This is a genomic window from Pseudoxanthobacter sp. M-2 (assembly GCF_046156265.1).
Lineage (GTDB): Bacteria > Pseudomonadota > Alphaproteobacteria > Rhizobiales > Segnochrobactraceae > CAMDHY01.
In genome coordinates, this window is the sequence record NZ_JAWDIR010000011.1 from 67,741 (window position 1) to 88,542 (window position 20,802).

Annotated in this window: 17 protein-coding genes and 1 other RNA gene; all 18 read left to right on the forward strand. The window is 72.1% G+C overall.

All coding sequences use genetic code 11. The features are described from left to right. The first annotated feature begins 5 nt into the window (after positions 1-5). The 18 genes from RUR49_RS05400 to ftsA all read left to right on the forward strand — a co-directional run bounded on the left by RUR49_RS05400 (position 6) and on the right by ftsA (position 20,736). A complete protein-coding gene (locus RUR49_RS05400) occupies positions 6-2,132 on the forward strand; it encodes a DUF294 nucleotidyltransferase-like domain-containing protein (RefSeq protein ID WP_409145349.1) in 2,127 nt (708 codons plus the stop codon). 61 nt (positions 2,133-2,193) lie between these two features. After that, the gene (gene mscL, locus RUR49_RS05405) at positions 2,194-2,643 is read left to right on the forward strand and encodes a large conductance mechanosensitive channel protein MscL (RefSeq protein WP_409145350.1); all 450 of its coding nucleotides are present in this window, start codon (positions 2,194-2,196) and stop codon (positions 2,641-2,643) included. 82 nt (positions 2,644-2,725) lie between these two features. Further along, positions 2,726-3,121, forward strand: an RNA gene (gene rnpB, locus RUR49_RS05410) — RNase P RNA component class A. Positions 3,122-3,542: 421 nt separating this feature from the next. After that, on the forward strand, positions 3,543-4,010 hold the full coding sequence (locus tag RUR49_RS05415) for a division/cell wall cluster transcriptional repressor MraZ (protein WP_409145351.1): 468 nt from the start codon (positions 3,543-3,545) through the stop codon (positions 4,008-4,010). Next, the gene (gene rsmH, locus RUR49_RS05420) at positions 4,007-5,041 is read left to right on the forward strand and encodes a 16S rRNA (cytosine(1402)-N(4))-methyltransferase RsmH (RefSeq protein WP_409145352.1); all 1,035 of its coding nucleotides are present in this window, start codon (positions 4,007-4,009) and stop codon (positions 5,039-5,041) included. Before RUR49_RS05415 ends, rsmH begins: the two co-directional genes overlap by 4 nt. 4 nt (positions 5,042-5,045) lie before the next feature. Further along, positions 5,046-5,591 (forward strand): hypothetical protein, encoded by a 546-nt coding sequence (locus RUR49_RS05425; RefSeq protein ID WP_409145353.1) that lies wholly within the window; start codon positions 5,046-5,048, stop codon positions 5,589-5,591. After that, the gene (locus RUR49_RS05430; protein ID WP_409145354.1) at positions 5,588-7,279 is read left to right on the forward strand and encodes a peptidoglycan D,D-transpeptidase FtsI family protein; all 1,692 of its coding nucleotides are present in this window, start codon (positions 5,588-5,590) and stop codon (positions 7,277-7,279) included. The genes RUR49_RS05425 and RUR49_RS05430 overlap by 4 nt, the downstream gene beginning before the upstream one ends. A gap of 79 nt (positions 7,280-7,358) precedes the next feature. Further along, a complete protein-coding gene (locus tag RUR49_RS05435) occupies positions 7,359-8,807 on the forward strand; it encodes a UDP-N-acetylmuramoyl-L-alanyl-D-glutamate--2,6-diaminopimelate ligase (protein WP_409145355.1) in 1,449 nt (482 codons plus the stop codon). Next, positions 8,804-10,237, forward strand: a complete 1,434-nt coding sequence (locus RUR49_RS05440) for a UDP-N-acetylmuramoylalanyl-D-glutamyl-2,6-diaminopimelate--D-alanyl-D-alanine ligase (protein WP_409145356.1) — start codon at positions 8,804-8,806, stop codon at positions 10,235-10,237. The genes RUR49_RS05435 and RUR49_RS05440 overlap by 4 nt, the downstream gene beginning before the upstream one ends. Positions 10,238-10,244: 7 nt before the next feature. Beyond that, positions 10,245-11,330: a phospho-N-acetylmuramoyl-pentapeptide-transferase gene (mraY, locus tag RUR49_RS05445; RefSeq protein WP_409145357.1), complete on the forward strand. Its 1,086-nt coding sequence runs from the start codon at positions 10,245-10,247 to the stop codon at positions 11,328-11,330. A gap of 7 nt (positions 11,331-11,337) precedes the next feature. Next, on the forward strand, positions 11,338-12,753 hold the full coding sequence (murD, locus tag RUR49_RS05450; protein ID WP_409145358.1) for a UDP-N-acetylmuramoyl-L-alanine--D-glutamate ligase: 1,416 nt from the start codon (positions 11,338-11,340) through the stop codon (positions 12,751-12,753). Then, the gene (locus RUR49_RS05455) at positions 12,753-13,907 is read left to right on the forward strand and encodes an FtsW/RodA/SpoVE family cell cycle protein (RefSeq protein WP_409145359.1); all 1,155 of its coding nucleotides are present in this window, start codon (positions 12,753-12,755) and stop codon (positions 13,905-13,907) included. Before murD ends, RUR49_RS05455 begins: the two co-directional genes overlap by 1 nt. Then, on the forward strand, positions 13,904-15,028 hold the full coding sequence (gene murG / locus RUR49_RS05460) for an undecaprenyldiphospho-muramoylpentapeptide beta-N-acetylglucosaminyltransferase (RefSeq protein WP_409145360.1): 1,125 nt from the start codon (positions 13,904-13,906) through the stop codon (positions 15,026-15,028). Before RUR49_RS05455 ends, murG begins: the two co-directional genes overlap by 4 nt. Positions 15,029-15,032: 4 nt before the next feature. Continuing rightward, positions 15,033-16,448 carry a UDP-N-acetylmuramate--L-alanine ligase gene (murC, locus tag RUR49_RS05465; protein ID WP_409145361.1) on the forward strand — a complete coding sequence of 472 codons (1,416 nt, stop codon included), beginning with the start codon at positions 15,033-15,035 and terminating at the stop codon, positions 16,446-16,448. Positions 16,449-16,650: 202 nt separating this feature from the next. After that, on the forward strand, positions 16,651-17,604 hold the full coding sequence (murB, locus tag RUR49_RS05470) for a UDP-N-acetylmuramate dehydrogenase (RefSeq protein WP_409145362.1): 954 nt from the start codon (positions 16,651-16,653) through the stop codon (positions 17,602-17,604). Next, positions 17,604-18,524, forward strand: coding sequence for a D-alanine--D-alanine ligase (locus RUR49_RS05475; protein ID WP_409145363.1), 921 nt, complete (start codon positions 17,604-17,606; stop codon positions 18,522-18,524). The genes murB and RUR49_RS05475 overlap by 1 nt, the downstream gene beginning before the upstream one ends. Beyond that, the gene (locus RUR49_RS05480; RefSeq protein WP_409145364.1) at positions 18,512-19,414 is read left to right on the forward strand and encodes a cell division protein FtsQ/DivIB; all 903 of its coding nucleotides are present in this window, start codon (positions 18,512-18,514) and stop codon (positions 19,412-19,414) included. Before RUR49_RS05475 ends, RUR49_RS05480 begins: the two co-directional genes overlap by 13 nt. Further along, complete coding sequence (gene ftsA, locus RUR49_RS05485; protein WP_409145365.1) at positions 19,414-20,736, forward strand: cell division protein FtsA; 1,323 nt, start codon at positions 19,414-19,416, stop codon at positions 20,734-20,736. Before RUR49_RS05480 ends, ftsA begins: the two co-directional genes overlap by 1 nt. The last annotated feature ends 66 nt before the right edge of the window (positions 20,737-20,802 follow it).

Here is a 20,802-nt window from a genome sequence, read left to right on the forward strand (position 1 = left end):
GTTTAATGGTCGCCTTGAGTGCGATGCCGCTGATCGCGCTGGACGCGATCGTGCTGGACACCGAGACGACAGGGCTCGACGTCAAGACGGCCCATATCCTCGAGATCGGCGCGATCAGGCTGTCGCGCGGCCGGATCGCCGAGGGCGAGGTGCTGCATGCCCGCATCGACCCGGGGGTGGCGATCCCGGCCTCGGCCACCGCCGTGCACGGCATCGACGCGGCGGCACTGGTCGGCGCGCCGCGCTTCGCGGAGATCTGGCCGGCGGTCGACGCCTTCCTCGACGGCCACCTGATCGTCGGCCACTCGATCGGCTTCGACCTCGCCATGCTGCGCCGCGAGCACGTCTTCGCCGGCCGGGTGTGGACGCCGCCGCGCAGTCTCGACACGCGCCTCCTCACTGAACTCGTCGAGCCGCGGCTGCCGGACTTCTCCCTGGAAACGGTGGCGAGCTATTTCGGCGTCGCGGTCACCGGCCGACACGCGGCGCTGGGTGATGCCACGACGACGGCCGAGGTGATGCTGGCGCTGGTGCCGCGGCTCGCCGCCATCGGCATCCGCACGGTGGCGGAGGCGGAGACGGCCTGCCGGCGGCTGCCGGAGGCGCTGGAGGCGCAGGTTCGCGCCGGCTGGGTGGAGCCGGTGTCGGCGCCCGGCGAGCGCGAGGAGACGCTCGCCCGCATCGACAGCTACCCCTACCGGCACCGCGTGCGAGAGGTGATGTCGTCGCCGCCGATCGTGGCTTCGAGCGACATCACGCTTGCGGCGGCGGTGGCGATCATGGCCGAGCGGAAGGTGTCCTCGCTCTATCTGCATGCGCCCGGCGCCGACCCGGCGGCGCCGGCGGTGGCCGACCTCGCCATCCTCACCGAGCGCGATCTGCTGAGGGCGATCGCTGCCGACGGCGCCGCGGCGCTCGCGGGGCCGGTGTCGGCGCGCATGGTGGGCCCCGTCGTCAGCGTGCCGGCCGAGGCCTTCCTCTACCGCGCCATCGGCCGCATGAACGGCCGGCGCATCCGCCACCTCGCCGTCACCGACGAGGAGGGGCGGCTCGTCGGCGCACTGACGGCGCGCGACCTGTTGCGGCTCAGGGCCAACGAGGCGGCGGTGATGGGCGACGCCATCGGCGCCGCCGACGACGTGCCGGCGCTCGCCAGCGCGTGGCGGCGGCTGCCGGGCCTCGCCGCGAGCCTGCTCGCCGAGGGCGTCGCCGCCGTGCAGATCGCCGGCGTCGTCAGCCGCGAGATCGGCGCCCTGACGGGACGTGCCGGCGCGCTCGCCGAGGCGCGCATGGCAGCGGCGGGGGAGGGGCCGCCGCCGGTGCCCTATGCGCTCCTGGTGCTGGGGTCAGGCGGGCGCGGCGAGAGCCTGCTCGCCGCCGACCAGGACAACGCGCTCGTTTTCGCCCACGGTGACCCGGACGGGCCGGAGGACGGCTGGTTCGCCCGCTTCGGCGGCCACGTCGCCGACATCCTCGACGGCGCGGGGCTCCCCTACTGCAAGGGCGGGGTGATGGCCAAGAACGCCGCCTGGCGCGGCAGCGTCGCCACCTGGCTCGCCCGCACCGACGGCTGGATGACGCGCTCGCGCCCCGAGGACCTGATGTCGGTCGACATCTTCTTCGACCTGCGCTGCGTGCGCGGCGAGGCGGCGCTCGCCCGCGACGTGCTGGCGGCCGCGCGCGGTACCGCCGCCGGCCGGCCCGACTTTCTCAAGCTGCTCGCCGAGGCGGGCGGTGGCGGCAGCGGTTCGCCGCTCGGCATGTTCGGCCGGCTGAAGACCGACGGCGGCCGGCTCGACCTCAAGAAGTTCGCGCTGATGCCGGTGACGGCCGCTGCCCGCGTGCTGGCGGTGCGCCACCAACTCGACGCGCGCAGCACGGCCGAGCGCATCGCGGCGCTGCGCGAGCGCGGCATCGGCGCCGACGCGGACCTCGCGCGCTGGGCGGCCGCCCACGGCCTGATGCTGTCGTTCGTGCTCGACCAGCAACTCGCCGACGTCGTCGCCGGCCGGCCTCTCGACGCCATGATCGACCCGAAGCGGCTCGCCTCGGACCGGCTGGCGGAGCTGAAGGAAGGGCTCGCCAACGTGGCGCATGTCGACGATACGGTGCGCGATCTGCTCTTCTCGTGACGGCGACGGGCGGATTCGGGCGCGCGCGGGACGCGAGCCGCATCCGCGACAGGAGTTGGCGATGAACTTTCTGAAGGAATTCCGGGACTTCGCGGTCAAGGGCAATATGCTCGACATGGCCGTCGGCATCGTCATCGGCGCGGCGTTCACGGCGATCGTCTCGTCGATGGTGGACGACATCATCATGCCGCCGATCGGTCTCGTCCTCGGCGGCGTCGACTTCTCGGACCTCTTCGTCAAGCTGCGTGACGGCACCCCGCCCGGGCCCTATGCGACGCTGCAGGCGGCGCGCGACGCCGGCGCGGTGACGTGGAACGTCGGCAACTTCATCAACGCCATGGTGAAGTTCACGATCGTCGCCTTCGCGCTGTTCATGGTGGTGAAGGCCGTGAACAACATCCGCCGGCTGGCGGAGAAAGAGAAAAAGCAGGAGGCCGCCGCCCCCGCCGTGCCGCCGCGCGACGTCGTGCTGCTCGAGGAGATCCGCGACCTGCTCGCGAAGCGCAGCTAGGTCGCCCGCTCGGGCGATATCGGCCCGGGGGCGAGACGGCCCTCGACATTCCGGTCGCCGGCGCCTACGTCAGCGCGAGGTGCCAGCCGGCCGGACGGCCGCTCCGGCAAGGGTCGAAAGGCCGCCGGGGAGGAAAGTCCGGGCTCCATGGAAGCACGGTGCCGGGTAACGCCCGGCGGGGGTGACCCCAGGGAAAGTGCCACAGAAAGCAAACCGCCGACGGTTCGCCGTCGGTAAGGGTGAAAGGGTGGGGTAAGAGCCCACCGCGGACCCGGCAACGGGGACGGCACGGCAAACCCCACCGGGAGCAAGACCGAATAGGGACGGCGCGGGCTTGCCCAGGCCCGCTTCCAGGCCGAGCCGTCCGGGTAGGTCGCGCGAGGCGTCCGGCGACGGACGTCCCAGAGGAATGGCCGTCACGCGGGCCGGGTAACACCGGTCCGCCTTACAGAACCCGGCTTACAGGCCGACTGGCACCTCACTTCCCTCCACGCACGCAGTTTTGAACGTGCTTTGGCCCGCGGCGGACTGCGCCACGGGAGCGCCGAAGTGTGCGCGCACGCTGGTGATTCGACCCGTCCGACCGAGCGCGCCACCCGGCCCTCGGCAACGCTTCCTCAACCATTCCAGGGGCAGGGTGAGGGTCGCCGAAAGCGGTCCACATGCTTTCGATTCCATTGACGCCCATGGGCGCCCATGATATCCCAAATCATCCCGGAGCGAGACGGGTTCCGGCCCTTCCATGCTCAGGCTGAGAGCGGTTCCGGACCGCATTTTTCGGCACCGCAGGCGCGGCGCGTCCTGTGCGTGGCACCGGAGTTTCGTCGCCTTCGTTTTTTCGGCCGACGGCGTCCGGCGACCCCCGAGGGGGCGCCAGTGGCCGTCGAACGGGGTGGGCGATGCACGGCTTCGTGTCGAACTTCACGATGCGGCTCGACGCGAAGGGGCGGGTCTCCATCCCCGCGCCGTTCCGCGCCGTGCTGAGCCGTGACGGGTTCGAGGGCCTGTACTGCTATCCCTCGCCGCATCTCGAGGCGGTGGATGCCGGCGGCAACTGGCTCCTCGGCGAGATCGAGAAGCGCCTCGAGGGCCTGCGGACGCTCACCTCCGAGCACGACTATCTGGCGACGGCACTGTTCGGCTCCAGCGAGGTTCTGAAGATCGACGGGGAGGGGCGCGTGACGATGACGGAGACGATCAAGGCCCACGCCGGCATCGTCGATACCGTCGTCTTCGTCGGCCACGGCCTGAAGTTCCAGATCTGGGAGCCCACCCGCTTCGCCGCTCACCGCGTCGAGTCCCACCGCCGCGCGCTCGCCGTGCTGGAGGGCCGTACCGCCGGTCCCGCCGGAGGGGCCGCGTCGTGAGCGCCACCGACACACCCCTTTCGTCCGATCCCGCCCTCGCCGCGGACCCGCGCCATCTGCCGGTGATGCTCGACGAGGTCGTCGAGGCGCTCGGCCCCCGGCCGGGGGCGGTCATCGTCGACGGCACCTTCGGGGCGGGCGGCTACACGCGCGCCCTCCTCGCCGCGGGCGCCACCGTGGTGGCGATCGACCGCGACCCCACTGCGATCGCCGCCGGCCGCGCGCTCGAAGCCGCCTCCGAGGGCCGCCTCACCCTCGTGCACGGCCGCTTCGCCGATCTCGACACCCTCGCCCAGGCGGCGGGACACCCCCACGTCGATGGCGTCGTGCTCGACGTCGGCGTCTCCTCGATGCAGCTCGACGAGGCCGAACGCGGCTTCTCCTTCCGCTTCGATGGGCCGCTCGACATGCGCATGGGACAGCATGGGCCGACGGCGGCCGATCTCGTCAACGGCCTCGAGGGCAAGCAGCTCACCCGCCTGATCGGCCTCTATGGCGACGAGCGGCGGGCCTCGGCGATCTCGCGCGCGATCGTCGCGCGCCGCGAGGAGCGGCCGTTCGAGCGGACGCTCGACCTCGCCGCCGTCGTCGAGAAGGTGGTCCGCCGCGCCGGCGACGCCATCCACCCGGCGACGCGGACGTTCCAGGCGCTGCGCATCGCCGTCAACCGCGAGCTCGACGAGCTGGCTGATGCGCTCGCCGCCGCCGAGCGGCTGCTCGTCGAAGGGGGCCGGCTCGTCGTCGTCGCCTTCCACAGCCTCGAGGACCGCATCGTCAAGCGCTTCTTCGCCGACCGCTCGCGCGAGCGCGCCGGTGGCTCGCGCCACCTGCCGGAAGAGGCGATCGAGCCGCCGACCTTCCGCCTGCCGTACCGGGCGGCGCTGTCGCCGGGCGACGCCGAGGTCGCCCGCAATCCGCGCGCCCGCTCGGCGCACCTGAGGACCGGCGAGCGCACCGCGGCGCCGGCCCGGCCGATCGACGTGCACGCCCTCGGCGTGCCGTCGGTGTCCATCTCGAGCCTGGGAGGCTGACGTGGTGACGACAGCCAGGAAACCCCGCCGCCTGTCGCTCAGCCGCTCGCTGTCGATCCTGCTGGCGCTCGCCGCGATCGGCGCGGCCGGCGTCGTCTTTGAAGAGAAGCGCCAGGCCTCGAAGGAGGCCCGCGACGTCGCCAAGCTGAAGCGCAAGATCGACGCCGAGCGCGAGAAGATCTCCGAGCTCAACGCCGAGTGGAGCATGCTCGACCAGCCGGCGCGGCTGCAGAAGATCGTCGAGCTGCATCCCGACGTGCTGACCCTCGATGTCATGAAGACCGAGCAGATCGGCACCATCGACGACGTGCCGTGGCCGCCGCCGCCGCCCGCCCCGAAGGAGGGCGAGCACGACGCCGAGGCTGCGCCGTCCGTGCCGGTCGCCACCGCACCCGCCAGCGCTGCACCCGCCATTGCTTCGCAGCCCGCCGCGGCACCCGCTGCCGCGATCGACGCGCCGATGCCGCTCGGCGACACGGCCGTGCCGTCGGTCGAGCCGGTGGGAGACGAGGTCGACGAGACGACGTTCAGCCCGGAGGTGGACCGATGAGCCTGTGGTCGCGTCTGCGCCGGCGCCGCGTCCCCGCGGTGCGCCGTGACGAGGGTGGCGGCGGCCGCGTCCGCCTCGCCATGGTATGCTTCACCGCGCTGTTCATGGTGATCGGCGGACGGCTCGTCTATCTCGGCCTGTCCGAGCTGCCGCCCTCGGCCGCGTGGCGCTCCGCCCAGGACGCGGTGGCGGCGACGCGCCCCGACATCCTCGACCGCAACGGCGAGATCCTCGCCACCGACATCCGCTCGGTGTCGCTGTTCGCCGAGCCGCGCAAGGTGGTCGACGCCGACGAGGCGGTGGAGCTCCTCTCCACCATCCTGCCGGACCTCGGCAACGCCGACACCCGCCACAAGCTCGCCTCCAAGGCGGGCTTCGTCTGGCTGAAGCGCGAACTCTCGCCGAGCCTCGAGCGGCCGATCCACGACCTCGGCCTGCCGGGCGTCGGCTTCCTCGTCGAGAAGCAGCGCTTCTATCCGGGTGGCGCGGTGGCCGGCCACATCATGGGCCTCGTCAACATCGACAACCAGGGCATCGCCGGCGTCGAGCGGACGATCGACGGGCGTGGCCTGTCGGACCTGCATGCGCTCGGCTTCGCGCAGACGCGCAACCTCGAGCCGGTGCGGCTGTCGATCGACCTGCGCGTCCAGCACGTCGTGCGCGACGAACTCGCCCGCGCCATGGAGCGCTACCGCGCCATCGCCGCCGTCGGCATCATCCTCGATGTCGACACCGGCGAGGTGGTGGCGATGCACTCGCTGCCGGAAGTCGATCCGAACATCCCGAGCCAGGCGCTGGAGAAGGACCGCCTCAACCGCGCCACCGCCGGCGTGTTCGAGATGGGCTCGGTGTTCAAGATGTTCACCATCGCGAGTGCGCTCGAGGCCGGCGTCGCGTCGATGGACTCGACCGTCGACGCCTCGCGACCGATCTCGATCGGCCGCCACACCATCCGTGACTTCCACGGCAAGGGCCGGGTGCTGAACATCCCGGAGGTGTTCATCTACTCCTCCAACATCGGCACCGGGCGCCTCGCCTTGCAGCTTGGCCCGACCCGCCAGCAGCAGTTCTTCCGCGAGTTCGGCTTCCTCGGGAAGCTGAAGACCGACATTCCCGAGGTCGGCGCGCCGATCGTGCCGGGCAACTGGAAGGAGATTGTCGCGGTGACGACCTCCTTCGGCCACGGCCTGTCGGTCAGCCCGATGCAGACGGCAGTGGCGGGCGCGGCGCTGGTCAACGGCGGGCGCTACATCCCGCCGACATTCTTCGCCCGCACCCGCGCCGAGGCCGACCAGGTGACGACGCGCGTCGTTTCAGAGGAGACCAGCGCCGCCATGCGGACGATGTTCCGCATGAACGTCGAGAAGGGCTCTGGCCGGCGCGCCGAGGTGAAGGGCTACCGCGTCGGCGGCAAGACCGGCACCGCCGAGAAGGTGGTCGGCGGGCGCTACTCGAAGGAGAAGAACCTCAACTCCTTCCTCGCCGCCTTCCCGATGGACAATCCGCGCTACCTCGTCCTCGTCGTCGTCGACGAGCCGAAGCCCGATCCGAAGACCGGCGGCGGCCGCACCGCCGGCCTGAACGCCGCCCCGACCGTTTCGGCGATCATCCGTCGCGCCGGCCCGCTGCTCGGCGTCGAACCGCGCTTCCGTGACCCGAACGCCGGTCCGCTGCTCGTTTCCTACTGATTGCGGCGTCGCCGCCGCTCGCCGACCTGTATTTCGCCTGCGTATCCATTTCCTCGAACGTCGCGATCCGATGCCGCCGATGCTCTCCGACCTCGCACCCGATCTGGTGACGGCCACCGATGCGGCCATCGCCGTCGCCGGCCTGACCGCCGACAGCCGCGCCGTGAAGCCGGGCTTCGTCTTCGCCGGCCTCGCGGGCTCGAAAGCCGACGGCGCGCGTTTCGTCGCCGACGCGGTGGCGGCGGGTGCGGTGGCGGTGCTGCTCGACCGGGTCGCCGAGGTGCCGGAGGGGCTCGGCGTGCCCGTGCTGCGCGACGCCGACCCGCGCCGGCGGCTCGCCCTGATGGCCGCCGCCCTCTACGCCCCGCAGCCCGAGACGGTGCTCGCCGTCACCGGCACGGCCGGCAAGACCTCGGTCGCGGCCTTCACCCGGCAGATCCTCGAGGCGGCCGGCCGGCCGGCGGCGAGCCTCGGGACGCTCGGCATCGTCACCGCCGCGGGCACCCGTTACGGCAATCTGACGACGCCCGACCCGGTGGTCCTGCATCGCGACCTCGCCGCGCTGGCCCGCGACGGCATCCAGCATGCCGTCCTGGAGGCTTCCAGCCACGGCCTCGACCAGCGCCGGCTCGACGGCGTGCGCTTCGCCGCCGCCGCCTTCACCAATCTCGGCCGCGACCACATGGACTACCACCCGACGGTGGAGAGCTACCTCGCGGCGAAGCTCCGGCTGTTCGAGACGCTGCTGCCGGACAGTGCGCCGGTGGTGGTCGACCCCTCGGCACCGAAGGCTGCCGCCGTTGTCGCCGCCGCCCGCCGGCGTGGCCTGCCGCTGATCACCGTCGGCTCGCTCGGCACCACGCTGAAGCTCGTCGACGTGTTGCCGGACGCCGTCGGACAACGCCTCGTGGTCGAGGCCGAAGGCGGACGGCACATCGTCCGGCTCCCGCTGCTCGGCGATTTCCAGGTCTCCAACGCCCTCGTCTCGGCGGGGCTGGCCGTCGCGGCCGGTGTGCCGGCGGCAGAGGCGCTGGCGGCGCTCGCCGACCTCGAGGGTGCGCCGGGCCGGCTCGACCTCGTCGGCCGCACCGCCGAGGGCGCGCCGGTGTTCGTCGACTACGCCCACAAGCCCGATGCGCTGGAGGCGGTGCTCGAGACGCTGCGCCCCCTCACCGACGGCCGGCTGATCGTCGTGTTCGGCGCCGGCGGCGACCGCGACCGCGGCAAGCGGCCGCTGATGGGCGCCGTCGCCTCGCGCCTCGCCGATGTGGCGATCGTCACCGACGACAACCCGCGCAGCGAGCCGCCGGTGGCGATCCGTGCCGCGATCCTCGCGTCTGCCCCCGGGGCGCTCGAGATCGCCGACCGCCGCGCGGCGATCTTCGAGGCGGTGGGCATGCTGAAGGCGGGCGACGTGCTGGTGGTCGCCGGCAAGGGCCACGAGCCCGGCCAGATCGTCGGCGACGTGACGCTGCCCTTCTCCGACCACGCCGTCGTGCGCGAAGCGCTCGGGGAGACCGCCCAATGAGCACGCCGCTGTGGACGACCGATGCGCTGGCGGAGGCGACCGAGGGCCGGATCGTCGGCCCGGTGCTGACGGAGATCGGCGGGATCTCCATCGACAGCCGGACGATCACGGCGGGTGAGGCGTTCTTCGCCATCCTCGGCGAGCGCGTCGACGGCCACGACTATGTCGGCGCGGCGCTGTCGCGCGGCGCGGCCTGCGCGGTGGTGGCCGAGGAGCGGCTCGCGTCGCTGCCAGAGGACGGCCGTTATGTCGTCGTCGACGACGTGCTGGCGGCGCTCGGACGGCTCGCGGCGGCGGCAAGGGCGCGCAGTGCGGCGCGCATCGTCGCCGTCACCGGCAGCGTCGGCAAGACCGGCACCAAGGAGATGCTTAGGGTGGCGCTCGCCCCGAGCGGCCCGGTGCACGCCTCCGTCGCCTCCTTCAACAACCACTGGGGCGTGCCGCTGTCGCTGGCGCGCATGCCGGCCGACACCGCCTTCGGCGTCTTCGAGATCGGCATGAGTGCGGCCGGCGAGATCACGCCGCTGACGAAGCTCGTGCGCCCGCACGCCGCCATCATCACCACCATCGCGGCGGTGCACTCGGCCTACTTCTCCTCCGAGGAGGCGATCGCCGACGCCAAGGCCGAGATCCTGCTGGGACTGGAGCCGGGCGGCGCGGCGATCCTCAACCGCGACAACCGCTTCTATGCGCGGCTCGCCAACGCGGCGCGCGACGCCGGCGTCCACCGCATCCTCGGCTTCGGCGAACTGCCGGGCGCCGACATCCGCCTCGTCCACGCCGACCTGCGTGCCGACGGCTCGACGGTGACGGCGGAGATGCTGGCGAAGCCGATCACCTACCGGATCGGCGCGGCGGGGCGACACTTGGTGATGAACAGCCTCGCCGTGCTGGCGGCGGCGGCTGAACTCGGCGCCGACGTGCCGGCTGCGGCGGCGGCGCTCGCCGGCTTCGGCGCGCCCGCCGGCCGCGGCGCCCTGCACACGCTGACGGTGGGCAACGGCACGGCGCTCCTCATCGACGAAAGCTACAACGCCAATCCGACCTCGATGCGCGCCGCCTTCGCCGTGCTGCGCCTCGCGCCGGTGTCGGGGGAGGGGCGGCGCATCGCGGTGCTCGGCGACATGCTGGAACTCGGCGACGCCGCGGCCGACCTGCACGCCGGCCTCGCCGAGGATCTCACCGCCGAGGGCATCGACGTCGTGCACTGCTGCGGCCCTCTGATGCGGTCGCTGTTCGAGGCGTTGCCGGAGGCCCGCCGCGGCGTCTATGCGGACGCCTCTTCGGGGCTCGAATCAGCGATCCTGTCCGGCGTCCGGCCGGGCGACGCGATCATGGTGAAGGGCTCCAACGGCAGCCGCATGGCGCCGATCGTGGCCGGCCTCAAGGCGCGGTTCGCATCGGCGGCCGACGCGGCGAAGCGGGGGTAGTCGGCGGATGCTCACCTATCTCGCGGAATTCTCGGGCCAGGTCTCCTGGCTGAACGTCTTCCGCTACATCACCTTCCGCACCGGCGGGGCGATGATGACGGCGCTCCTGTTCGTCTTCATCACCGGACCGTGGGCGATCAATGCGCTCCGGATGCGCCAGGGCAAGGGCCAGCCGATCCGCGCCGACGGGCCGGAGAGCCACCTCCTGACCAAGCGTGGCACGCCGACGATGGGCGGGCTGATGATCCTCGCCGCCCTCATCGTCTCGGCGCTGCTGTGGGCGGATCTCACCAGCCCCTACGTCTGGATCGTGCTGCTCGTCACCATCGGCTTCGGCCTCGTCGGCTTCTACGACGACTACCTGAAGGTGACGAAGCAGACCCACAAGGGCTTCTCCGGGCGGGTGCGGCTCCTGATCGAGATCGCCATCGCGGGCTCGGCCGCCTTCGCCATCGCCTCGGTGGGCGTGGCGCCGTTCGCCACCACGCTGACCTTCCCGTTCGTCAAGGAACTGGTGCTGAACCTCGGCTGGTTCTACGTCGCCTTCGCGCTGTTCGTGATCGTCGGCGCCGGCAATGCGGTGAACCTCACCGACGGCCTCGACGGCCTGGCGATCGTGCCGGTGATGATCGCGGCGGGCTCCTTCGGCGTCATCGCCTACCTCGCCGGCAACGCGGTGTTCGCCGACTACCTGCAGATCCACAACGTCGTCGGCGCTGGCGAGCTCGCGGTGCTCTGCGGCGCCGTCATCGGCGCCGGCATCGGCTTCCTGTGGTTCAACGCGCCGCCGGCGGCGATCTTCATGGGCGACACCGGCTCGCTGGCGCTCGGCGGCATGCTCGGCACGGTGGCGGTGGCGACGAAGCACGAGATCGTGCTCGCCATCATCGGCGGCCTGTTCGTGCTCGAGGCGGTGTCGGTGATCATCCAGGTCGCCTCGTTCAAGCTCACCGGCAAGCGCGTCTTCAGGATGGCGCCGATCCACCACCACTTCGAGAAGCTCGGCTGGACCGAGCCGCAGGTCGTCATCCGCTTCTGGATCATCGCCGTCGTGCTCGCCCTGATCGGGCTCAGCACCCTGAAGCTCCGGTGAGCCGCCGATGATCCCGCTCCCCCGCTATGCCGGTCGACGTGTCGCCGTGCTCGGCCTCGGCAAGGCCGGGCGCGCCGTCGTCGCCGCGCTGGTGGCGGGCGGGGCGACGGCGGTGGTGACCGACGACAGCTCGGCCGCCGTTGAACGGGAACTCCGCCCCGGCGTCGAGGCGGCGGACCTCGCCGGCGGCGCTTGGCCGGCGGTCGATCTCCTGGTGGCGAGCCCCGGCGTCGCGCACCTCTACCCCGAGCCGCATGCGGTGATCCGCCGGGCCTGGGGCGAGGGCGTGCCGGTCGACAACGAGATCGGCCTGTTCTTCGAGACGATCGCCCACTCGGGTGCGGCGGTGGTCGCCATCACCGGCACCAACGGCAAGTCGACGACGACGGCGCTGACGCGGCACCTCCTCGAGAAGGCCGGCCGCGCGGTGCAGATGGGCGGCAACATCGGCCGCCCGGTGTTCGACCTCGACCCGCCCGGCCCGGGCGATGTCGTCGTGCTGGAGCTGTCGTCCTTCCAGATCGACCAGGCGCGGCGGCTTTCGCCCGATGTCGGCATCTTCCTCAACCTGACGCCCGATCACCACGACCGCCACGGCGGCCACGGCGGCTACTTCGCGGCCAAGCGGCGGATGTTCGAGGTGGGGCGGCCGACGGTGTCGATCGTCGGCGTCGACGAGCCGGAGGGGCGCTTCCTCGCGAACCTCCTGCGCGCCGGCCGCGACCCGGGCACCGCGACCATCGCGATCTCGGCTGAGCGTCCGCTCGGCGGGCGCGGCCGCTCGTTCGCCGCCGATGGTGCGGCGGTCGTCGAGTGGCAGGACGGGGCGGAGCTAGCCCGCTGGTCGCTCGCCGGCATCGGCACGCTGCGCGGCGCCCACAACGCCCAGAACGCTGCCGCGGCGATCGCCGCCGTGCGGTCGCTCGGCGTCGATGCGGCGACGATCGCCGCGGCGCTCCCGTCGTTCGGCGGGCTGCCGCACCGGCTGGAGGAAGTCGGCCGGCAGGGCCGTGTCGTCTTCGTCAACGACAGCAAGGCCACCAACGCCGACTCCACCGAAAAGGCGCTGGCGAGCTTCCCGCGCGTCCACTGGATCGCCGGCGGCAAGGCGAAGGCGGGCGGCATCGAGCCGCTGCGGCCGCTGTTCGGCCGCGTCGCCCGCGCCTACCTGATCGGCGAGGCGGCGGCGGAGTTCGCCGAGACGCTCGGCACCGACGTCCCGCACGAGATCGCCGGCACGCTGGAGACCGCCGTGGCGCACGCCGCCGCCGCGGCGGCCGCCGACGGTGCGGAGGAGCCGGTGGTGCTGCTGTCGCCAGCCTGCGCCTCCTACGACCAGTTCGCCAACTTCGAGGCCCGCGGCGACGCCTTCCGCGCCCTCGTCCGCTCTCTCCCCGGCACCCGCTTCGGAGGACACGCCTGATGGTGACACGCGCCGATCGCGGACTGTTCGCCGAGTGGTGGTGGACCGTCGACCGCTACCTGCTCCTCGCCGTGCTCGTGCTGATGGCCGGCGGCATCGTGCTCTCCTTCGCGGCGAGCCCGCCGGTGGCCGAGCGGCTCAACATCGACAGCTACCACTTCGTGCAGCGGCAGGCGTTCTTCGCGGTGCCGGCGGTGCTGGTGCTGCTCGGCATCTCGCTGTTGTCGCCCGCACAGGTGCGGCTCACCGCCGTCGGCGTCTTCCTGTTCGCCTTCCTGCTCACCGTCGCGACGCTGTTCTTCGGCGCCGAGGTGAAGGGCTCGACACGCTGGATCTCCTTCCTCGGCATCTCGCTGCAGCCGTCCGAGTTCCTCAAACCCGCCTTCGTCATCCTGGTGGCGGCGCTGTTTGCAGAGGGGGCGAAGCGGCCGGAGGTGCCGGGCAAGCCGCTCGCCGCGCTGCTGCTCGCCATGGTGCTGGCACCGCTCGTCGCCCAGCCCGACTTCGGCCAGGCGATGCTGGTGGCGATCGTCTGGGGGGCGCTGTTCTTCCTCGCCGGGCTGTCGTGGTTCCTCACCGTCTTCCTCGCCGGCCTCGGCGCGGCCGGCCTGATCGGCGCCTACTTCCTGCTGCCCCACGTCGCCGGCCGCATCAACCGCTTCCTCAACCCCGACGCCCACGACAACTTCCAGGTGGAGACGGCGATCGAGTCGTTCGTCTCTGGCGGCTGGCTCGGACGCGGGCCGGGCGAGGGGACGGTGAAGCTGATCCTGCCGGACAGCCACACCGATTTCGTCTTCGCCGTCACGGCCGAGGAGTTCGGCATCCTCGCCTGCGGGCTGATCGTGCTCGCCTTCGCCTTCGTCGTCATCCGGGGCCTGCGCCACGCCGAACGCGAGCACGACATGTTCGTGCGGCTCGCCACCTCCGGGCTGCTGGTGCTGTTCGGCGTGCAGGCCTGTATCAACATGGCGGTGAACCTCCACCTGATGCCCGCGAAGGGCATGACGCTGCCGTTCATCTCCTACGGCGGCTCGTCGCTGATCGCGGTGGCGCTGGGCATGGGCTTCGTGCTGGCGCTGACCCGGCGGCGGCCGCGCATCGACGCGGTGCTGCCGAAGCGGCCGCTGGTGATGCGGGAACGCACGGCATGACGACGGCGCCGGGCGCCATCCTGATCGCGGCGGGCGGAACCGGCGGGCACCTGTTCCCGGCGGAAGCGCTGGCGCACGCGCTCAAGGCGCGCGGTCATGTCGTCGAGCTCGCCACCGACGAGCGCGCCGACCGCTACGGCCACGACTTTCCGGCGCGCAAGGTGCACCTGATCGCCGCCGCCACCGTCAACGGCCGCTCCCCGGTGGCGCTCGCCGGCACGGCGCTGACGCTCGGCCGCGGCACGCTGCAGGCGCTGCCGATCGTCCGCCGGCTGAAGCCCGCGGCCGCGATCGGCTTCGGCGGCTATCCGACCGTGCCGCCGCTGGTGGCGGCGCGGCTCTGCGGCGTGCCGATCCTGCTGCACGAGCAGAACGCCGTGATGGGGCTCGGCAACCGCCTGCTCGCCCGCTTCGCAACCGCGATCGCCACCGGCTTCCCGAACCCCGGTGGCCTCGGCGCGCACGCGGGCATCGCCGTCCACACCGGCAACCCGGTGCGTCCGCCGGTGGTGGCGGCAGCCGCGATCCCCTACGACCCGCCGCAGCCGGGCGGAACGCTCCGTCTTCTCGTCTTCGGCGGCAGCCAGGGCGCGCGCGTCTTCGCCGACCTCGTGCCGCCGGCGATCGCCGCCCTCGACCCGGCGCTGCGGGCGCGGCTGTCGATCGTCCAGCAGACGCGCGACGAGGATCTGGCGCGCACCCGGGCCGCCTATGCGGAGATCGGTGTCGCCGCCGAGCTCGCGCCGTTCTTCACCGACCTGCCGGCGCGGATGGCGCACGCCCACCTCGTCGTCGCCCGCTCCGGCGCCTCGACGGTGGCGGAGCTCGCGGCGATCGGCCGGCCGTCGATCCTGGTGCCGCTGCCGCACGCCCGCGACCAGGACCAGGCGGCAAATGCCGCCGTCATCGCCAAGGCCGGCGGCGCCTGGAGTTTTCCGCAAGCCGAGCTGACGCCCGAGCGGCTCGCCGCCGAACTGACCACTCTCCTCGCCGATCCCGCACGACTGTCGGCCGCAGCCAGCGCCGCCCGGACGGTGGGGCGCCCCGATGCGGTCGAGCGCCTCGCCGATCTCGTCGAGGCCGTCGCCGCCCGCCGACCGATCCACAGCCAAGGACACTGATCCCATGAAGATGCCCCAGGATATCGGACCGGTGCACTTCGTCGGCATCGGCGGCATCGGCATGAGCGGCATCGCCGAGGTGCTGCACAATCTCGGCTACCGCGTGCAGGGCTCCGACGTCGCCGAGGGCGCCAATGTCACCCGCCTGCGCGAGAACGGCATTCCGGTCGCGATCGGCCACGCGGCCGAGAACATCGGCCAGGCCGAGGTGATCGTCGTCTCCTCGGCGGTGAAGCACGACAATCCCGAGCTCGTGGCGGCGCGGGCGCGCTTCCTGCCGATCGTGCGGCGGGCCGAGATGCTCGCCGAGCTGATGCGCTTCAAGCACGCCATCGCCATCGGCGGCACCCACGGCAAGACGACCACCACCTCGCTGGTGGCGGCGCTGCTCGACGCCGGCGGCATGGACCCGACCGTCATCAACGGCGGCATCATCAACGCCTACGGCACCAACGCCCGCCTCGGCGCCGGCGACTGGATGGTGGTGGAGGCGGACGAGTCCGACGGCACCTTCGTCAAGCTGCCGGCCGACATCGCCATCGTCACCAACATCGATCCCGAGCACCTCGACCACTACGGCTCCTTCGACAAGGTGCGCGACGCCTTCGAGCAATTCGTCGAGAACGTGCCGTTCTACGGCTTCGCGGTGATGTGCCTCGACCACCCGGAGGTGCAGGCCCTCGTCGGCCGCATCGACGACCGCCGCATCATCACCTACGGCGCCAACCCGCAGGCCGACGTGCGCTTCCTCGACCTTTCGATGGAGCCGAGGATGTCGCGCTTCTCGGTGCTGGTGCGCGACCGCGCCGCCGGCACGGAGACGGCGATCGAGGACCTCGCGCTGCCGCTGCTCGGCCGCCACAACGTCTCGAACGCGACCGCCGCCATCGCCGTCGCCCACCGCCTCGGCATCGGCGCGGATGCGATCCGTGCCGGGCTCGCCGGCTTCTCGGGCGTCAAGCGGCGCTTCACCCACACCGGCGACTGGAACGGCGTCGCGGTCTTCGACGACTACGGCCACCATCCGGTGGAGATCTCCGCCGTGCTGGCGGCGGCGCGCGAGGCGACCAAGGGCAAGGTGGTGGCGGTGATGCAGCCGCACCGCTACTCGCGGCTGTCGAGCCTGTTCCAGGACTTCTGCACCTGCTTCAACGACGCCGACACGGTGGTGGTGGCGGACGTCTACTCCGCCGGCGAGGCGCCGATCGCCGGCGCCGACCGCGACGGCCTCGTCCAGGGCCTGCGCACCAGCGGCCACCGCAGCGTCATCGCCCTGCCGGGCCCGGGCGACCTCGCCCACCTCGTCCGCGGCCTGGTGCGCCCCGGCGACATCGTCGTCTGCCTCGGCGCCGGCTCGATCACCCAGTGGGCGTATGCGCTCCCGAAGGACCTCGCCGCGCTGGACGGGGGCAAGGGGTGAGGGAACTTGCGCGAACAGTTGCGGCGGCTCTGTCCTCCCCCTGCCAGGGGGGAGGACAGCCGCGCCGTCAGGCGCGGCAGGTGGGGGCCCGTCAATCCCAACGCGAGCCTGCGTTCGGATTGACAGGCCCCACCCTGCCGGCTGCGCCGGCTGTCCCTCCCCCTGGCAGGGGAGGGACGTCGTTCCACCCGGGGCGGCCGCTATGACCTTCCCCGACCTCCGTCCCCTTCTCGACAAGGTTCAGATCCGCGGCTCGCTCGCGGCGAACGCGCCGCTGGCCGACCTCGTCTGGTTCCGCGCCGGCGGTCCCGCACAGCTGTTGTTCCAGCCGGCGGACGAGGAGGACCTCGCGGCCTTCCTTCAGGCGCTTCCGGCGGACGTGCCCGTCACCGTGATCGGCCTCGGCTCCAACCTCATCGTCCGCGACGGCGGCATTCCGGGCGCCGTGGTGCGGCTGTCGATGCGCGGCTTCGGGGCGCTGTCGGTGGAAGACGGCACGCGCATCCGTGCCGGCACGGCGCTGCCGGACAAGCGGCTCGCCGCCTTCGCGCTCGAGCACCGCATCGGGGGCTTCGCCTTCTATCACGGCATCCCCGGCGGCCTCGGCGGCGCGCTCAGGATGAACGCGGGCGCGAACGGCACCGAGACGCGCGAGCGGGTGGTGGCGGTGCGCGCCCTCGACAGCGCCGGCACGCTGCACACCCTGACCAACGCCGAGATGGGCTACGGCTACCGCCACGCGGCGGCGCCGTCCGAGCTGATCTTCACGCAGGCGCTGTTCGAGGGGCCGGCGGAGGACGAGGCGGCGATCCGGGCGGCGATGGACGCCGTGCAGGCGCACCGCGAGGCGGCGCAGCCGATCCGCGAAAAGACCGGCGGCTCGACCTTCAAGAACCCGACCGGTGCGCGCGCCTGGCAGCTGATCGACGCGGCCGGCTGCCGTGGTCTCGCGGTTGGCGGCGCGCAGGTGTCGGAGATGCACTGCAACTTCCTGATCAACACCGGCGGCGCCACCGCCGAGGACATCGAGCGGCTCGGCGAGACGGTGCGCGCCCGCGTGCTCGAGACCTCCGGCGTCCGGCTCGAGTGGGAGATCAAGCGCCTCGGCGAATTCCGTGCCGGCGGCGACGTGCAACCATTTCTGGGGAGAGGCTGATGGCCGCGACGAAGCACGTCGCCGTCCTGATGGGCGGGTTCTCGAGCGAGCGCGAGGTGTCCCTGTCGTCCGGGCGCGAGTGCGCCAAGGCGCTCGAGGAGCGCGGCTACCGGGTCACCCGCATCGACGTTACCCGCAATGTCGGCCGCGAGCTGTTCGAGCTGAAGCCGGACGTCGCCTTCAACGCCCTGCACGGGCCGTTCGGCGAGGACGGCACCATCCAGGGCGTGCTCGAGTTCCTCGGCGTTCCCTACACGCACTCCGGCGTGCTCGCCTCGGCGCTCGCCATGAACAAGGAGAAGGCGAAGCTCGTCTTCGCGGCCGCCGGGCTGCCGCTGGTCGAGCACCAGATCGTTAACCGCCTCGACGCCGCGCGCGAGCACGTCATGGCGCCGCCCTACGTCCTGAAGCCGATCGCCGAGGGGTCGAGCTACGGCGTGCTGATCGTCCGCGAGGACGCCGAGCACCCGCCCCAGGAGCTCTTCCGCGAGGACTGGCGCTATGGCGAATTCCTGCTCGCGGAGCGCTACGTGCCGGGCCACGAACTGACCTGCGCGGTAATCGCCGACCGGGCGACCGAGGTGCTGGAGATCGTGCCCGTCGGCCACGCCTTCTACGACTATGACTCGAAATATGTTCCCGGCGGTTCACGGCACGAAGTGCCCGCCCGTCTTTCACCGAACGTTAACCAAACCTGCCGGAAGGTGACCCTCGAAGCGCATCGCGCGCTGGGGTGCAGGGGCGTATCGAGGGCGGACTTCCGCTTCGACCCGTCTCGCGAGGAACTGGTCCTCCTCGAAGTCAACACCCAGCCCGGCATGACGCCCACATCCCTGGTGCCCGATCTCGCGGCGCACGACGGGATGTCCTTCGGCGAGTTGGTCGAGTGGATGGTGGAGGACGCGAGTTGCGGTCGGTAGGGCAAGCGGCGACTGGAGCAAGACGGACGGCGGCGCTTCCCGGCGAGCCGCTGCCGATCGGCCGCTCCTCCTCGCGCCGCTGGATGAAGCGGCTGGGCGAGGTCGTGGAGCGGGTGCCGCGCCACGCCGGCTCGATCTCGGCCGCCGCCCTTCTCGCCGCCTTCGTCGGCTACGGCGTCGTGCTCGGCGGCCACGGGCCCGCGCTCGTCGACTTCGTCACCGCCCGCTCCGGCTTCCAGATCTCCGCGGTCCGCCTCACCGGCCAGATCGAGACCTCCGATTCGGCGCTGCTCGCGGCGCTGTCGATCGAGCCGGGCGGTTCGCTGCTCGCCTTCGACGTCGCCGACGCCCGCGACCGGCTGCAGACGCTGCCGTGGATCGCCTCGGCGACGATCCGCAAGCTCTATCCCGACGCGCTGTCGGTGGAAGTCACCGAGAAGCAGGCCTTCGCCCGCTGGCACGACGGCAACCGCGTCTTCCTGATCGACCGCAACGGCGTGCTGATCACCGACGAGTTCGACGTCTCCTACGACACGCTGCCGATGGTGGCCGGGCGGGGCGCGCCGGAGCTCGCCGAGGCGGCGATGGCGATGGTTTCGGCCCACGAGGCGCTCGCCGATCGGGTCGCGGCGCTGGTGCGCATCGGCGACCGCCGCTGGGACGTGCTCCTGACCGACGGGCCGACGATCCGCCTGCCGGAAGTGGGCCAGGAGGCGGCGCTGCAGGAAGTCGTGCGGCTCGAGGCGCAGGCGAAGCTTCTGCAGCGCGACGTCGCCATCGTCGACCTGCGCATTCCCGACCGCATCACCATCCGCCTGACGCCCGAAGCGGCGGAAAAGCGGCGTACCGATCTCGCCAAGCAGGCGAAGCGAAAAGGGGCGGCAACGTAATGCGTTTCGGCCAGCCCGACCCGATGAGCCGCCTGAAGCCGCTGTCGCAGCGGCGCTCGGCGATCGTCACCGTCCTCGACGTCGGCTCGACGAAGGTCGCCTGCCTGATCGCCCGGCTGCGCCCGCGGGATTCCGCCGACGTGCTGGCCGGCCGCACCCACGCGATCGAGATCCTCGGCTACGGCTACCAGCGGGCGCGGGGCGTAAAGTCCGGCGTCGTCGTCGACCTCGACGCCGCCGAGCAGGCGGTGCGGCTCGCGGTCGATTCGGCCGAACGGATGGCCGGCGTCACGGTCGAATCACTTATCGTCACGGTGACCTGTGGCCGCCTCGGCAGCGAGAGCTTCGGGACGACCGTCGATCTCGTCGGCGAGACCGTCAACGACGGCGACATCACCCGTGTTCTCTCCGCCGCCGGCGCCCACTCCGTCAGCGAGGGGCGGACCGTGGTGCACACCCTTCCGATCGGCTACACGCTCGACGGCAGCCGCGGCATCCGCGACCCGCGCAACATGCTCGGCCGCCGGCTCGGCATCGACTGCACCGTCGTCACCGCCGACACGGCGCCGCTGCGCAACCTGCTGCTGACCGTCGGCCGCGGCCACCTCGAGGTCGAGGCGATGGTGGCGACGCCCTATGCGAGCGGCCTCTCCACCCTGGTCGAGGACGAATCCGAGCTCGGCGTCGCCTGCGTCGACATCGGCGGCGGCACCACCTCGCTCGCGGTGTTCTCCGATCGCCATCTCGTTCACGCCGACGCCATCGCGGTCGGCGGCGCCCACGTCACCCTCGACATCGCCAACGGCCTGTCGATCAAGGTGCAGGACGCCGAGCGGCTGAAGACGCTGCACGGCAGCGCGCTGCCGGGCTCGGCCGACGAGCGCGACATCCTCACCGTCCACCCGATCGGCGAGGACGACGCGTCCTCCGCCACCCAGGTGCCGCGCGCCGAGCTCAACCGGATCATCCGGCCGCGCGTCGAGGAGACGCTCGAGATCGTCCGCGACCGCCTGGTCGCCTCCGGCTTCGCCGGCAAGATCGGACGCCGCATCGTGCTCACCGGCGGCGCGAGCCAGCTCACCGGCCTGCCGGAAGTGGCGCGCCGCATCCTCAGCCGCTCCATCCGCCTCGGCCGGCCGCTCGGCGTCGCCGGGCTGCCGGAAGCGGCCAAGGGCCCGGCCTTCGCCGCCGTGGTCGGCCTGCTGGTCTACCCGCAGGTGGTGCAGTTCGAGCAGTTCCCCATTCGTCAGTCCCGCCTGCGCCTCACGGGAACGGACGGCTACCTCGCCCGGGTCGGGCGGTGGTTCGGGAGCGCATCATGAGGCGGTGCGGAGAATCGTTGTCCGAGGGCGCGGGCCCGAGGGCGGCAGGCAGAGGGACGGACGGCC

Bases quoted from the DNA above. Each gene is read 5' to 3' on its own strand.
- RUR49_RS05415 (WP_409145351.1), top strand. From the start codon at position 3,543: ATGCACGGCTTCGTGTCGAACTTCACGATGCGGCTCGACGCGAAGGGG.
- murG (WP_409145360.1), top strand. From the start codon at position 13,904: ATGACGACGGCGCCGGGCGCCATCCTGATCGCGGCGGGCGGAACCGGC.
- mscL (WP_409145350.1), top strand. From the start codon at position 2,194: ATGAACTTTCTGAAGGAATTCCGGGACTTCGCGGTCAAGGGCAATATG.
- mraY (WP_409145357.1), top strand. From the start codon at position 10,245: ATGCTCACCTATCTCGCGGAATTCTCGGGCCAGGTCTCCTGGCTGAAC.
- RUR49_RS05475 (WP_409145363.1), top strand. From the start codon at position 17,604: ATGGCCGCGACGAAGCACGTCGCCGTCCTGATGGGCGGGTTCTCGAGC.
- RUR49_RS05435 (WP_409145355.1), top strand. From the start codon at position 7,359: ATGCTCTCCGACCTCGCACCCGATCTGGTGACGGCCACCGATGCGGCC.
- RUR49_RS05455 (WP_409145359.1), top strand. From the start codon at position 12,753: ATGGTGACACGCGCCGATCGCGGACTGTTCGCCGAGTGGTGGTGGACC.
- RUR49_RS05430 (WP_409145354.1), top strand. From the start codon at position 5,588: ATGAGCCTGTGGTCGCGTCTGCGCCGGCGCCGCGTCCCCGCGGTGCGC.
- murD (WP_409145358.1), top strand. From the start codon at position 11,338: ATGATCCCGCTCCCCCGCTATGCCGGTCGACGTGTCGCCGTGCTCGGC.
- murB (WP_409145362.1), top strand. From the start codon at position 16,651: ATGACCTTCCCCGACCTCCGTCCCCTTCTCGACAAGGTTCAGATCCGC.
- RUR49_RS05440 (WP_409145356.1), top strand. From the start codon at position 8,804: ATGAGCACGCCGCTGTGGACGACCGATGCGCTGGCGGAGGCGACCGAG.
- murC (WP_409145361.1), top strand. From the start codon at position 15,033: ATGAAGATGCCCCAGGATATCGGACCGGTGCACTTCGTCGGCATCGGC.
- RUR49_RS05400 (WP_409145349.1), top strand. From the start codon at position 6: ATGGTCGCCTTGAGTGCGATGCCGCTGATCGCGCTGGACGCGATCGTG.
- ftsA (WP_409145365.1), top strand. From the start codon at position 19,414: ATGCGTTTCGGCCAGCCCGACCCGATGAGCCGCCTGAAGCCGCTGTCG.